Below are 13,355 nucleotides of genomic sequence, written 5' to 3'. Positions count from 1 at the left end.
TCATGGCGCGAACTCCGATCGAATGGCGGGGCGATGGAGGTATTGAATGGCGCTGAACCGAGGCTGGCTACTGTCAGAAATTACAGGTGCGGGCGGGTTTAAGACGAACGGTCCCCCTATTTGCCACCGATAAAAAAACGGCCCACTGGCCGTTTTCCTGTATCCGAGTAACTAAACCGCCGGAATATCCAGCGACACCGACATGAACTGACTGATCCGCGAACGCAGCCATTTCTCCGCCGGATCGTTGTCATGCACCCCGCTCCACGCCATCGACAGTTGCGCCGCATCAATCGGAAACGGTGGATCTTCAGCCCGCAACGCACACCCCTCAACCAACGCACACGCCGCGTAATCCGGCACGGTCGCGATCATCTCGGTGCCGGCCAGCAGCGCGCGCAAACCGCTGAATTGCGGCACGCCGAGCACCACACGACGGCTGCGACCGACCTTGGCCAGGTCCACGTCGATGTTGCCGCTCAGGTCGCCGGAGAAAGACACCATCGCATGAGGCCGCTCGCAGTATTCATCCAGAGTCAGCGGGCCCGGGCGGTTGTCGCCGCGCAGCACCTTGCACGGAATGTCACGCAGTTTCTTGCGCTTGGCGTTGGCCGGCAGATCGGTGGTGTAACTCACGCCGACGGAGATTTCCCCGGAGGCCAGCAACGTCGGCATCAGCAGATAGTTGGCACGGCGCACCACGACCACGATCCCCGGCGCCTCTTCCTGCAACTGGCGCAGCAATGGCGGGAACAGACCGAATTCGGCGTCATCCGACAGGCCGATGCGGAACACGTCGCAGCTGGTGGCCGGATCGAACTCCTTGGCCCGACTGACCGCGCCGGAAATCACGTCCATCGCCGGTTGGAGCTCCCGAAGAATCGCCAGCGCCCGCGCCGTCGGCTCCATGCCGCGACCGTTGCGCAGCAACAGTGGATCGTCGAACAGATCGCGCAAACGGCCCAGCGCCGCGCTTACCGCCGGCTGGCCCATGAACAGTTTTTCAGCAACGCGGGTCAGGTTTTTTTCGAACATCAGTGCTTCGAAAATCACCAGCAGGTTCATGTCGACGCGGCGCAGATCATTACGGTTCATAGGGCACGTTTTCCTTGTTTGAGCCTGACGTGAAAGGTGGGCACTTTACTCGATCAGCGGTACTTTGGCCGCGCGTTTGTAGGGGCCGTATTCAACCGGTACCCACTGGAAGTGCTTGTCGACCGCCGTGATGTGGCCGATACCCGGAAACGGCAAATGCGCGGCCGTCACCCAGGTTTTGCTGGCGGCCGCTGCGCTGAACACTGCATGACGGCTTTTGATCGCTTGCTGATTGTTGACGTCAAAACTGATCGACACTTCGGGATGATCGAACTGCACCGCCAGGTTATGCACCAGATCGCCCATGAACACGATGCTCTGGTTCTGCGAAGTGAAGCGGTAGGTGGTGCTGCCCGGCGTGTGCCCGGCTTCCAGTGTGGCTTCGACCACACCCGGCAAAGGCGACTGGCCCTCTGCGAACGTCTTGAAGCGCCCGGCCGCCACGTAAGGCGCAGTGGAGTCCTGGGCGATCTTGAAAAACTCCCGGGCACCGGCCGGCGCCTTGGCCATTGCCTGCGGATCAAGCCAGTAATCGGCTTCAGCCTTGGCGGCGTAGACCGTAGCGTTGGCGAAGATCGGCTGTTGCTGGCCGTCGACCAATCCACAAACGTGATCCAGGTGCAGATGGGTCAGCAGAATCGCATCGACCTGTTCAGGCCTGTATCCGGCGGCCTGCATGTTTGCCGAGAGCTGGCCGGCGGTGGCGCCGATGCACTGGCCCGCGCCGGTATCGACCAGAATCAGTTGCTTGCCGGTATTGACCAGAAACGCATTGAACGCGGTCTGCACACCCGGCGTTTCAATCGAGCGACGGGCCAGCAATGCACGGATCTGACTCTGGCTCAGGCCCTGCAACAGTTTCGGCGACAGATCGTTGTAGCCGTCGAATAACGCGGTGACTTCGTAATCGCCCAGTGCCAGACGGAAATAACCAGGTGCCTGAGTACCGATCTGTGGCGCTTGCGCCATGACACTGCTCATCACACCGGCAAGCGCCAGGCCAGTCACGGCGCTGAACAATCCTTTCATGCGTATCCCCTTGGTCGAGCCCGAAACTGCGGCCCCCAATGGTCCGCCTGTCCTTGCCATCCTGCCCGGCCTGCGCCGCGAGGACTTGCAGCGGTGTGCTGAGTTCAGGTTCAGCCAGCGTAATTAACAACGTTTAACTCGTCAGCCCTCGCCCCTCGCCGAACAATGAAACCCTCTGCGCAACGTTGTTTTTTGAACCAAGGGAAAGCCTGACAGTGCATTCCCCCCGACACGGACCCTGGCCATGGCTCATTCACAACAAACCGTCGCCCTCGCTCCTGCCATCGAACCACGCAGAACCGGTACGGGCGGCCTCAGCCCGCAGCGGGAGCGGCTGGTGAAACAACTGATACTCGAACGCCTGGGCGACAGCCTCGAAGTCACCGAACTGGCCAGCGCCTGCTCACTCTCTCGCAGCCATTTTTCCCGGGCGTTCAAGTGCAGCACCGGGTACTCGCCGCAAGACTGGATCCGTACCCAGCGCATTGCCAGGGCCAAGTTGTTGATCCAGCACACCAACCACAGCCTTACACAGATCAGCCTGGAATGCGGATTCTGCGATCAGGCGCACTTCTGCCACATCTTCACCCGCAGCGAAGGGATCAATCCGTTTGCGTGGCGGTGTCAGGTCATGAAAAACCGCTGAGGCGGTTTCAGTCCCGAGCCATGCGCTGAGCCAGGCGTGCCACCCGCTCGCCCAAGTGTGCGGCGGTCAACTGGTCTTCCGGCGGAGGGGCTTGTTCAGGCGGTTGCTCGACCGAGGATTGGGACATCGCCCCGAGGGAGCTGCCGAGGCGATTCAACTGGCCGTCGAACACCCCTTCGCACGCACGCGCGGGCAGCAGATCGAGCCCGACCCAGATCATTGAATGCTGGGCGGCGAACACCGCCATTTGCAGCAGGGTATTGAGTTTGTCGCCGCACAGGCTGCCGGAATTGGTGAAGCCTGCCGCGAGTTTGTCGCGCCATGGCCGGGCGAGATAGAACGAGGCCGTGGCCTCCATGAATTGCTTGAACGCGGCCGAGGCGCTGCCCATGTAAGTCGGCGCGCCGAAGATGATGGCGTCGGCGCGGTGCAGGTCATCCCAGCGGGTTTCGACGTCTTCCACCGCCAGCAACAGGCAGGTGCTGCCCACGTGGCGCTCCACCCCCTGGGCCACTGCCTGCGCAATGACGCGGGTGTGCCCGTAGCCACTGTGATAGACCACCACTACTTTGCTCATCGCAGCGTCCTCCGGACGTATGCATTCCATTGCCCCGGAGTTTTGGCTCTGACGCGGGCGCGGACGAGTTAATCGTTGTTAATTTTTCCCGGCTGTCGGCTGAGCGGGCACAGGTTCTGCCCTTTAAATACAGTGGTGAAGGCGCTGGATGCCGAGCGGTGCCCGAACGCCTGCCTCTCGCGCAAGTTGCACTGGCGGCAAATCCTGAGGAATATGCCCGGATACTGCGGATCAGACGGCTTGCGTGACCTTCGAGTCGCTCTGCGCCCTGCCCGTCACGGATTCTTCACCCCGACGGATCAGGATCAAAAAAAACGTCGAAGGAGTGAGCGGTTGAGTCTTTCCCCGAATCAGGCCATCGGTTTCGGCCCCTATCGGATCCACCCCGGCCAGCGGCTGGTGCTTGAAGGCGACCAGCCTTTGCGCCTGGGCCGGCGTGCCATGGACATTCTGCTGATCCTGCTGGCCAACGCCGGCGAGGTGGTGAGCAAGCAGCAACTGATCGCCGGGGTATGGCCGGACAGTGTGGTGGAAGACATCAATCTGCGAGTGCACATGGCCGCGCTGCGCAAGGCCCTCGGCGACGGTCAGAACGGCCAGCGCTATATCATCACCGTTGCGCAACGCGGTTACAGTTTCGTCGCGCCGGTCGTGCTGCAATCGATTGAACAACGCCCCGCCGCCACCCACCTCGGCCAGCATAACCTGCCACTGCGTCGCACGCGGATGATCGGTCGCCAGTCGGTGGTCGACAGCCTGATCACCCAACTGCCGCGCCAGCGCTGCATCACCCTGGTCGGCCCCGGTGGCATCGGCAAAACTACCGTGGCCCTGCGCGTCGCCGAGCAACTGATCGGCCGTTATCGCAACGGTATTCGTCTGCTGGATCTGGCACCGCTCGATGACCCTGCTTCGATCTGCTCGCACCTCGCCGCCCTGTTGGATCTTTCGCTGCACGACAGTGAACCGATGGCATGCCTGATCAACAGTCTGCGAGAGCGGCAGATGCTGCTGGTGATCGACAACTGCGAGCATTTGATCGATGCCGTGGCATTGCTCAGTGAAAGCATTCTGCGCGGCGCGCCGCAGGTGCATATTCTGGCCACCAGCCGCGAAAGCCTGCGAGCCGAGGGCGAGTATGTGCAGCGCCTGGAGTCTCTTGATTGTCCACCGCCGATTGCGGTGCTCGAACGTGATCAGGCGATGGGGTTTTCTGCGCTGCAACTGTTCGTCGAACGGGCGATGGCGGCCCACGAACACTTTGAGCCGGGCAACGCTGATCTGCCCTCGATCATCGAAATCTGCCGCCGACTGGATGGCATCCCGCTGGCACTGGAACTGGCTGCCGCGCAGGTGGCGGGCCTTGGGCTGGACGGTTTGCTGAGTCAACTTCAGGGGCGGTTGCCGGCAGGCAATCAGACGCGTCTCGGCAGGCACGAAACGCTGCGCGCTACGCTGGACTGGAGCTTCAATCTGCTCAACGCCTGCGAACAGACCGGCCTGCGCCGATTGAGTGTGTTCCGTGGCGCCTTCACGCTGGAATCTGCGGCGGCGGTCATCGTCGGTCAGCACATCGAGCCGAACGAAGTGTTCGCCTCGATCACGCAACTGGTGGCCAAGTCGCTGCTCACCGTAGAGGTCGGTGATGAAGAGGTGTTCTATCGCCTGCTCGACACCACCCGCCGCTATGCACTGGAAAAACTTGATCAGGCTGCCGAGCTCGGCGAAACCCGCGAACGCCATGCCGAACGCAGCCTGGCGCTGATGCACCAGGCCCAGGCCGACTGGGAGAACACCGCGACTGAAGTCTGGATCGAGCGCTACGCCCGTAGCCTCGAAGACCTGCGCGCGGCGCTGGACTGGACGCTGAATGACGAAGGCTCGCGCCCTCTCGGCGTTCGACTGACGGCGACCTCGGCGCCGTTGTGGCAAGAGTTGTCTCTGCTAAAGGAATACGGCGTTCACGTGCGGCGGGCACTCGCATTGCTGGCGTCATCCGACGAGCCCTGCCCGCGACTGGAAATCGCCTTGAAACTGGCCCTCGGCAGCGCCTGCTATCACACCTGGGGCGGCACACCGGAAACCATCGAAGCCTTCGTCAGCGCCCGTCTGCTGGCGCAACGGCACGACGACATGGCCGGGCAATTGCGCGCCATATCGGGGCACATGGCGGTCAATCTCAGTTGCGGGCATTACCAGATGGCGCTGGAGCAGAGCGAGCAATTCGAAAGCCTCGGCGTGCACGGCGATGCGCAGTTGTCCTTGAGTACCCACCGCTTGCGGGTGCTCGCGCTGCATTACGCCGGCGATCAGCATCAGGCGCGGATCCACGCCGAACAGGTGATCCAGCGCATGGCCCACAGCGGCCACCTCAACCGCTTCACGCACGGTTTCGGCGTGCAATACGATCAGAGCGTCGCCTCGCTGACCGTCCTCGCCCGGGTGCTGTGGCTGCAAGGTTTTCCCGAGCAGGCCTGGCGCACGGCGCGGCAGGCGCTGGACATCGCGGTGCAGATCAACCACGGCACCTCGATCTGCTACACCCTGGCACTCGCCTCGTGCCTGATCGCCCATTACAACGGCGACGTACAGAACGCTCGCGCGCTGCTGCAACTGCTGCTCGAACAGGCGCAGAAGCATTCGGTGCTGCTGTTCTACACCTGGGCGCGGCACTACGCGCAGGTGATCGACGCCGACAAGGCCCCCGCCACCCCGCCCGCCGATAGCGGTCTGGTCAGGGAGATCATGGTCACGCTGGATCCGGTTTTCGTTGATGATGCCTTGCTCGAACGAGCACAAAGCGGAGCGGCCGGCTGGAGCACTGCGGAGATTTTGCGGGCCCGCGCCGAGCGATTGCTGGCGGCTGAATCGCCCTGCCATCACACGGTCGAAAGCGCCTTGCAGCAATCCCTTGAAATTGCCCGGGCACAAGGCGCACTGGCCTGGGAACTGCGCAGCGCAACGTCGCTGGCTCGGTTGTGGCAGCGCCAGTCGCGTTTTCGTGAAGCACTCCAATTGCTGACACCGATCTACCAGCGCTTCACCGAAGGCTATGCCACCCCCGATTTGCGCAAAGTGCGTTTACTGCTCGACGAATTGGGCGGTCAGCCGGCTGCGTGAGGCTGGCCGTGTGCGGCCAAGGTAACGCGCGTGCCGACGCTCGACATCGTTCAGTTCGCCGCTCTGCTCGAGTTGCTCGCGGGCGTATCGGCGCGTGGTGTTGAGCATTCGATAGCGCAGTGTTCCGCTGGATCGATCCATTGTCAGCAGCGACTTGGACGCCAACCGTTCAACCACAGCCACCAGCGTCGAGGGTGGTAATTGGGCACAACTGATCACGCCGATGGCGGCGTCCAGGGTGAATGCCATCTTGAACACCGATAACCTTTGCAGCACTCGTTTTTCCTGCTCGCTCAAGCGCTGATAGCTCCAGTCCAGCGCAGCCTTCATCGACTGATGGCGTGGCACGGCGGTGCGGCGACCGTGACTCAGGACTTGCAGACCTTGATCCAGTTGCGTCTGAAGGCCGACCAGCGCCAGCGCATCGATCTGCGCCGCTGCCAGTTCGATCGCCAGCGGCAGGCCGTCGAGTCGTCGACAGATATCGCGCACCGTTTCCAGATCCTGCTCACGCAGACCGAACCCGTGTTGACGCGCACGGGCACGACTGACAAACAGCTGCACCGCCGAATAGCCCATGACCTCATCGACGCTGTTAAGCGCCGTGGCTTTGGGAAGGGTCAGGGACGGCAGTGGTTGCAATACTTCCAGACCGAGACGCAACGGTTCGCGGCTGGTGGCAAGAATCGACAGACGGGGGGAAACGTCGAGCAACGTTTCCAGCAGGCTCCGGCAGGCTTCGTGCAGGTGCTCGCAGTTGTCCAGCACCAGCAAGGCGTGGCGCGCGGCCAGTGTGGGGAAGTCGATGTCGAGGGTTTTCAGCAGGTAATCGAGGAGCGGAGTATCTTCGTCGACCAGCGAGAGATCGACCTGCCAAACGCCGTCACGAAAATGTTGCAGCAGCAATTCCGCTGCGCGCAGCGCCACGGTGCTTTTGCCGACGCCGGCAGGTCCCGTCACCGTCAGGAGCCGGGACAACGGCAGTTGCCGGACCAGACCGCCGACCAGTGAGTCGCGCCCGGTGACCGGTGTCAGCCGTGCGGGCAAGTTGTGCTGGGGCGCTTGCAGGCTTTCGAAAACCACCTGAGCAACGCTGTCGCCCTGCACCGGTGCCACGAAGCTGTACCCGCATTGCGGCACATTGACGATGTAGCGTTGACCGTTCTCGCCGTCGCCGAGGGCCCGGCGCAACGCGGCGATGTGCACCCGCAGGTTGATCTCCTCGACCACCGAGGTCGGCCACACCAGAGCAATCAACTGCTCTTTGCTGACCACCCGCCCGGCGCGCTCGACCAGCACCTGCAGAATGTCCAGCGCACGACCGCCCATGCGCAATTGCCGATCCCCTTCGAGGATCAGCCGTTGACGCAAATGGAACGCGTACGGCCCGAAACGCAGGACCGACGCCGAGTTCAATTCGTTGAAGCTGTTCATGTCCGTTATCTTCGCAGGCCTCGATGACGGAACAACCACCACGCGGGGTCCAACACGGACATCCGGATGCCCGTAACGGACAGAACCGCTCTAGCTGAACTGTTCGCGATATTGCGTGGGGGTCAGCCCGAGCTTTTCGCCGAACAGGAAACGCATGTGCCGCACGCTGCCGAAACCGCTTTTATAGGCAACGGTCTTCAACGGCAGATCGCTGGTTTCCAGCAGGTTGCGCGCGCAATCGATGCGCGCACTTTGCAGGAATTCCATGGGTGTCATGTTGACCTCGCGGGCAAACACCCGAGCGAAGTGTCGTGCACTCATGTTCGCAAGACTTGCCATACGCTCGACAGTGAAAGCTTCCTCCAGATGCTCCAGCACATGGTTCTGCACCCGGGTAATCGGTGTTTGCTGGGGCGCCACTGCTGCCATCAACGGGCTGAACTGCGCTTGTCCGCCCTGACGTTTCATCACCACCAGCAACACCTTGGCCACGTCCTGGGCAATCTTTTTGCCATGATCGCGAGCGACCACCGCCAACGCCATATCGATGCCGGCCGTGACGCCCCCGGACGTGATCAGATTGCGATCCTCGACAAAAATCTGGTCAGTTGCGACGTTTGCCATTGGAAAGCCCTTGATCAGGCGTTCGGTGTAATTCCAGTGGGTGGTTACACGGTAGCCGTCGAGCAAACCGGCGTGTCCAAGCACGAAGGCACCGGTACAGATCGAGCCATATTGCCCGGCACGCGTGACCGCGCCCTGCAGCCAGGCGAGCAACGGCGGGTGTTTTTCGTTGTAGGCGCCGGGGCCGCCCGGCACCAGCAACAAGTCATAACGCTCATCGGCTTCGTCGATGTGCCGATCGGCGTGCACGAGGACGCCATTGGACGCACGCAACGGCCCGTGCTCGGTGCCCAGGGTCGTCAGATGATAGTGGGCTTGCGGTTTCAGGTAACGGTTGGCAACTGAAAAGACCTCCAGCGGCCCGGCCATGTCGAGCAGCAGAAACTCCGGGAACAGCACCATTGCCACGGTCTTCATGGGGGTATCACCAAAATCCATGCAAAATCATAAGTCTGCGCATTATGGCCGGATACGCTGGAGCCGTCGGAAAGAATACGTGATCCAGTGCACACAACTGTCAACTCTAAAGGGACAGTATTTCAATTTTCATCTACTTATTGCATCCCAGGGTTACCAGTAACCTTCTCCTCACTCGGACGAATCAACGTCCTGAAAGGAGATTTCATCATGCTGACCCTTCGTAAAGCTTCCGACCGCGGTCTGGCCAATCATGGCTGGTTGAAGTCGTTCCACACCTTTTCCTTCGCCAGCTACCGTGACCCGCGTGAACAGGGTTTCTCCGACCTGCTGGTGATCAACGATGACCGCGTCGCCGCCGGCAAGGGCTTCGGCCAACACCCCCACCGGGACATGGAGATTTTCTCCTATGTGCTCGAAGGCGCCCTGGAACACAAGGACACCCTCGGCACCGGCTCGGTGATTCGCCCCGGCGATGTGCAACTGATGAGCGCCGGCAGCGGCGTGGCCCACAGCGAGTTCAACCATTCGGCGACCAAACCTGTGCACTTCCTGCAGATCTGGATCGTACCGGACGTCAGCGGCGCGAAACCGCGTTACCAGCAAGAGCACTTCAGCGAGCAGAAAAAACGCGGTCGTCTGCAACTGATCATCTCGCCCGAAGGCAACCACGGCTCGCTGAAAGTGCGCCAGGATGCACGGGTGTATGCCGGGCTGTTCGATGGCGAGGAAAGTGCCACCCTCAAGCTGCCTGCCAACCGCTTCGCCTATGTTCACGTCGCTCGCGGCAGCGTTGAACTCAACGGCCTGCAGTTGAAGGAAGGCGACGGCGTACGGGTTCGTGAAGAGCAGGCACTGACCCTGAGCAATGGCCAGGACGCCGAAGTCCTGGTGTTTGATCTGCGCCCGCAGGAACTGCCGGAAATGCCATGATTCGGTGATTTCATCGCTCGAAAAAAACGGCCTTCATTGAAGGCCGTTTTTCATTCTGCAGGCAAGATCGCCAACTGATGTAGCCGTCTTGCACAACCTCAATGAACTACTCATTCTCCAGTACGAACGCTTCGACAATGTGTTCGATCACCGCCCTGACCCGCGCGGTATGGCGCAAATCCGCATGGGTCACCAGCCACACTTCATAAGGCAGCGGCCGCGTGCGCTCCGGCCACAGTCTGACCAGACCATCGCGCTCGCCCATGTAAACCGGTATTTCTCCTACACCCAGACCGGCGGCAATCGAGCGTCGTACCAGCAAGCTGGAACTCAGACCGGCGACGATCCGCCCGCGAGTCACGGGCTCGTTCACCAAAGTCAGGTCCTTGTTGCCTTGCAGATACGGCTGGTACACCACCAGATCATGGCCCTCGAATGCACTGCCCGGCGCCGGCACGCCATGGTGGTCGACATAGGCCTGCGAAGCGAACAACCCCACCGGCCAACGCGCGATGCGCCGGGCGATCAGGTCCGGGTTGTCCGGGCGGGTGTTGCGCACGGCGATGTCCGCTTCCCGTTTGGCCAGGCTGAGGATCTGCGTGGAAGCGTCCAGCTGCACGCGCACGTCCGGATGCTGTTCGTGCAACTGCGCAATGGCCGGGATCAGGAAATCGATGGCCAGCGAATCGGTGGTGCTGACCCGAACGCTGCCGGTCAGGCGATCGTCCAGGCCCTGGATACGCCGCTCCAGCTCGAGCGCCGAATGCTCCATTTTTTCCACTGACTTGAGCGCGGCTTCACCGACTGCCGTCAACGCATAGCCCTCGGAGGTGCGCAGAAACAAGGTCGCGTCCAGCGACTTTTCCAGCGCCGTGATGCGTCGCCCGACCGTCGCCTGATCCACGCCCAGCACGCGCGCAGCGCCGCGTAATGTCGACTCGCGGCAGACCGCAAGAAAGACCCTTGCATCATCCCAGTTCATAACATTCCCCATTGATGCATAAACGCATCATAACAACGCAAACTCGCTGCATTAACGCAGCAAAGATAGCCGATATGCTGGGCGCCATAAACCTTTCCTCAGGACCGCCATCATGCGCACTTCAACTGCTTCGCCCGAACGCCCGGACACGAGTGTCTGGCTGGCGATCTTCGCCGGACTCTGCGCCAGCCTGGTCAGCATCGGACTGGCGCGTTTCGCCTACACACCGCTGATCCCTTCGCTGATTCAGGCGCAATGGTTTTCCGCCCATGATGTGGTTTACCTCGGCGCGGCCAACCTGGTCGGTTACCTGATCGGCGCCCTCCTCGGTCGCCCGCTGGCACGCCGGGTCACCCAGAGAACAGCTCTGCGCCTGATGATGCTGGCGGTGACCGTGGCGTTTTTTGCCTGTGCATACCCCGTATCGGTGAGCTGGTATTTCGGCTGGCGCCTGCTGTCCGGCATCGCGGGCGGCGCGATCATGGTGCTGGTGGCCGCGACTGTATTGCCCCATGTACCTGCCGCGCGCAAGGGCCTGGCCAGTGGTGCGATTTTCCTCGGCATCGGTCTGGGCATCGCCGGCTCCGGCACGATCGTCCCCCTGCTGTTGAGTCTGGGCCTGCAAGCGACATGGCTGGGACTGGGCGCGCTGTCGCTGGCACTGACGGCATTGAGCTGGTTCGGCTGGCCTTCGGAGCTGCCCCAAGCAATTACCACAACGGCTCAGGTGGATCCGGCAGAACCCACACCGCCTGCGGTGTATCTGTTGTTTGCCCAGTACGCGTTCATGGCCGCCGGGCTGGTGCCAGCCATGGTTTTCCTGGTGGATTACGTCGCCCGTGGGCTGGGCGCCGGGGCGCACGTCGGCGCGCTGGTCTGGGTCATGTACGGTCTGGGCGCCATCGTCGGCCCGGTGAGCTATGGTTTTCTCGCCGACCATCTCGGTGCGCGGACCGGCATTCGTCTGGTGCTTGTGATACAGGCGATCACTCTTGGCTTGCTGGCCGTTTCGCATTCGTTCGTGGCGCTGGCACTGCTGGCGGTTGTGCTCGGTTCGTTTCCGCCGGGCATTGTCCCGCTGGCGTTGGCCCGGGTGCATGAGCTGGTACCGGATCATCATCGCCAACAGGTGGCGTGGAGCCGCGCCACGGTGTCGTTCGCCACGTTTCAGGCGCTGGCCGGTTTCGCCTATTCGGCGCTGTTCAACGCCACAGGTGGACAGCATGTGCTGCTCTTCGTGATTGCCGGCGGTGCCATCGTGATCGCACTGATACTTGAGCACGTCATGAAACTGCTGCCCTCCTCGATCGAACAACGCCGCTGCGCCCATTGACGGGAATCATTAGGCCCTGACTGCGCTCCCATCTACTGATCACTTGTTTCAAGAGGAACTGAAAATGACATTGCCCACTGAAATGACCCGCATCGAAATCACCGAACCGGGCGGGCCCGAGGTTCTGCAATCCCGACGCGTGCCGCTGCCGATTGCTTCAGAAGGCGAAATACTGATCCGCGTGCACGCCGCCGGCATCAATCGCCCGGACGCTTTGCAACGCGCCGGCAAGTACCCGATGAAACCCGGCATGAACCCGATTCCGGGCCTTGAAGTGGCCGGAGAGGTTATGGCGATTGGCAGCGGTGTCAGCAGATTTGCGGTGGGTGACCGGGTCTGCGCGCTGACCAACGGCGGAGGATATGCCGAGTACTGCACAGTCCCGGCCGGCCAGGCCCTGCCAATCCCCGATGGGCTGGACTGGATTCAGGCAGCGGCAATTCCGGAAACCTTTTTCACGGTGTGGGCCAATCTGTTCGGCCTCGGCGGCGCCAGCCGTGGTCAGCGCGCCCTGATCCATGGCGGCACCAGCGGCATCGGCACCACCGCGCTGATGCTGTGCCGCGAGTTTGGCATCGAAGCCTTCGCCACCGCCGGCAGCGCGGACAAATGCGCAGTGATCCGCAGTCTGGGCGGCGAAGCCATCAACTACCGGGAACAGGATTTCGCGACTGTTATCGCCGAGAAAACCGCCGGCCAGGGCGTTAATGTGATCCTCGACATCATGGGCGGCTCGTACCTCAACGGGAACATCAGCGCCTTGGGGATGGATGGGCGGTTGGTGATGCTCGGTTTCCTCGGTGGCGCGCGAGCCAATGACATCGATCTGCTGGCGATCCTCGGCAAGCGTGCGGTAGTCACCGGTTCCCTCCTGCGTGCCCGGACCTCTGCGGAAAAGGCAGCCATCGCCGATCAATTGCGCGAACACGTCTGGCCGGTGTTGGCCGCCGGACGCTGCCTGCCGATCATCGACCAGATCTTCCCGCTCGCCGAAGCGGCCAAAGCCCATGCGCGCATGGAAGCGGGCGACCACATCGGCAAGATCGTGCTGAAGGTCAACTGAGTCGTTGCAGCATTTTGTAATCGTTGCAGGCGTGCGGCGGTCGAAAATGTCACGCGCCGGTCAAGGCATCTGGTAAAAAGCGTTCTTTGTCCACGCCGTGGT

At 61.8% G+C, this 13,355-nt stretch carries 11 protein-coding genes; 5 read left to right on the top strand and 6 right to left on the bottom strand.

What is annotated here, in order from left to right; genetic code table 11:
* Window positions 1-171: 171 nt before the first annotated feature.
* Complete coding sequence (locus AC1MDC_RS18520) at window positions 172-1,095, bottom strand: LysR family transcriptional regulator (RefSeq protein WP_085701205.1); 924 nt, start codon at window positions 1,093-1,095, stop codon at window positions 172-174.
* Between the two features lie 45 nt (window positions 1,096-1,140).
* On the bottom strand, window positions 1,141-2,124 hold the full coding sequence (locus AC1MDC_RS18515) for an MBL fold metallo-hydrolase (protein ID WP_480393464.1): 984 nt from the start codon (window positions 2,122-2,124) through the stop codon (window positions 1,141-1,143).
* 244 nt (window positions 2,125-2,368) lie between these two features.
* Between AC1MDC_RS18515 and AC1MDC_RS18510 the strand changes: the two genes are divergently transcribed.
* A complete protein-coding gene (locus AC1MDC_RS18510; protein ID WP_085701207.1) occupies window positions 2,369-2,770 on the top strand; it encodes a helix-turn-helix domain-containing protein in 402 nt (133 codons plus the stop codon).
* Between the two features lie 7 nt (window positions 2,771-2,777).
* Here AC1MDC_RS18510 and AC1MDC_RS18505 read toward each other — a convergent pair whose 3' ends face one another.
* Window positions 2,778-3,347, bottom strand: coding sequence for a flavodoxin family protein (locus tag AC1MDC_RS18505; protein WP_085701208.1), 570 nt, complete (start codon window positions 3,345-3,347; stop codon window positions 2,778-2,780).
* Between the two features lie 333 nt (window positions 3,348-3,680).
* Here AC1MDC_RS18505 and AC1MDC_RS18500 point away from each other — a divergent pair, with 333 nt between their 5' ends.
* Window positions 3,681-6,467: an ATP-binding protein gene (locus tag AC1MDC_RS18500; protein WP_227235110.1), complete on the top strand. Its 2,787-nt coding sequence runs from the start codon at window positions 3,681-3,683 to the stop codon at window positions 6,465-6,467.
* Here the strand turns inward: AC1MDC_RS18500 and AC1MDC_RS18495 are convergent.
* A complete protein-coding gene (locus AC1MDC_RS18495) occupies window positions 6,429-7,901 on the bottom strand; it encodes an ATP-binding protein (protein WP_227235108.1) in 1,473 nt (490 codons plus the stop codon). The genes AC1MDC_RS18500 and AC1MDC_RS18495 overlap by 39 nt on opposite strands.
* Window positions 7,902-7,991: 90 nt before the next feature.
* Window positions 7,992-8,942 (bottom strand): GlxA family transcriptional regulator, encoded by a 951-nt coding sequence (locus AC1MDC_RS18490; RefSeq protein ID WP_085701211.1) that lies wholly within the window; start codon window positions 8,940-8,942, stop codon window positions 7,992-7,994.
* A gap of 210 nt (window positions 8,943-9,152) precedes the next feature.
* On the opposite strand from AC1MDC_RS18490, the gene AC1MDC_RS18485 reads away from it, so the two are divergent.
* Window positions 9,153-9,875 (top strand): pirin family protein, encoded by a 723-nt coding sequence (locus tag AC1MDC_RS18485; RefSeq protein WP_085701212.1) that lies wholly within the window; start codon window positions 9,153-9,155, stop codon window positions 9,873-9,875.
* Window positions 9,876-9,981: 106 nt separating this feature from the next.
* Here AC1MDC_RS18485 and AC1MDC_RS18480 read toward each other — a convergent pair whose 3' ends face one another.
* Window positions 9,982-10,857: a LysR family transcriptional regulator gene (locus AC1MDC_RS18480; protein WP_227235106.1), complete on the bottom strand. Its 876-nt coding sequence runs from the start codon at window positions 10,855-10,857 to the stop codon at window positions 9,982-9,984.
* 112 nt (window positions 10,858-10,969) lie between these two features.
* Here AC1MDC_RS18480 and AC1MDC_RS18475 point away from each other — a divergent pair, with 112 nt between their 5' ends.
* Complete coding sequence (locus AC1MDC_RS18475; protein WP_480393463.1) at window positions 10,970-12,190, top strand: YbfB/YjiJ family MFS transporter; 1,221 nt, start codon at window positions 10,970-10,972, stop codon at window positions 12,188-12,190.
* A 64-nt stretch (window positions 12,191-12,254) separates the two neighbouring features.
* Window positions 12,255-13,253 carry an NAD(P)H-quinone oxidoreductase gene (locus AC1MDC_RS18470; protein ID WP_480393462.1) on the top strand — a complete coding sequence of 333 codons (999 nt, stop codon included), beginning with the start codon at window positions 12,255-12,257 and terminating at the stop codon, window positions 13,251-13,253.
* Window positions 13,254-13,355: the final 102 nt, after the last annotated feature.

It is taken from the genome of Pseudomonas sp. 1 (genome assembly GCF_056626735.1).
Note: the sequence above shows the minus strand (reverse complement) of the source record. Positions and strands in the feature narration are given on the sequence as shown.

Excerpts from the sequence above, each read along its gene's own strand:
- AC1MDC_RS18495 (WP_227235108.1), bottom strand. The coding sequence starts at position 7,901 with ATGAACAGCTTCAACGAATTGAACTCGGCGTCGGTCCTGCGTTTCGGG.
- AC1MDC_RS18505 (WP_085701208.1), bottom strand. The coding sequence starts at position 3,347 with ATGAGCAAAGTAGTGGTGGTCTATCACAGTGGCTACGGGCACACCCGC.
- AC1MDC_RS18475 (WP_480393463.1), top strand. The coding sequence starts at position 10,970 with ATGCGCACTTCAACTGCTTCGCCCGAACGCCCGGACACGAGTGTCTGG.
- AC1MDC_RS18520 (WP_085701205.1), bottom strand. The coding sequence starts at position 1,095 with ATGAACCGTAATGATCTGCGCCGCGTCGACATGAACCTGCTGGTGATT.
- AC1MDC_RS18485 (WP_085701212.1), top strand. The coding sequence starts at position 9,153 with ATGCTGACCCTTCGTAAAGCTTCCGACCGCGGTCTGGCCAATCATGGC.
- AC1MDC_RS18490 (WP_085701211.1), bottom strand. The coding sequence starts at position 8,942 with ATGAAGACCGTGGCAATGGTGCTGTTCCCGGAGTTTCTGCTGCTCGAC.
- AC1MDC_RS18480 (WP_227235106.1), bottom strand. The coding sequence starts at position 10,857 with ATGAACTGGGATGATGCAAGGGTCTTTCTTGCGGTCTGCCGCGAGTCG.
- AC1MDC_RS18470 (WP_480393462.1), top strand. The coding sequence starts at position 12,255 with ATGACATTGCCCACTGAAATGACCCGCATCGAAATCACCGAACCGGGC.
- AC1MDC_RS18515 (WP_480393464.1), bottom strand. The coding sequence starts at position 2,124 with ATGAAAGGATTGTTCAGCGCCGTGACTGGCCTGGCGCTTGCCGGTGTG.
- AC1MDC_RS18510 (WP_085701207.1), top strand. The coding sequence starts at position 2,369 with ATGGCTCATTCACAACAAACCGTCGCCCTCGCTCCTGCCATCGAACCA.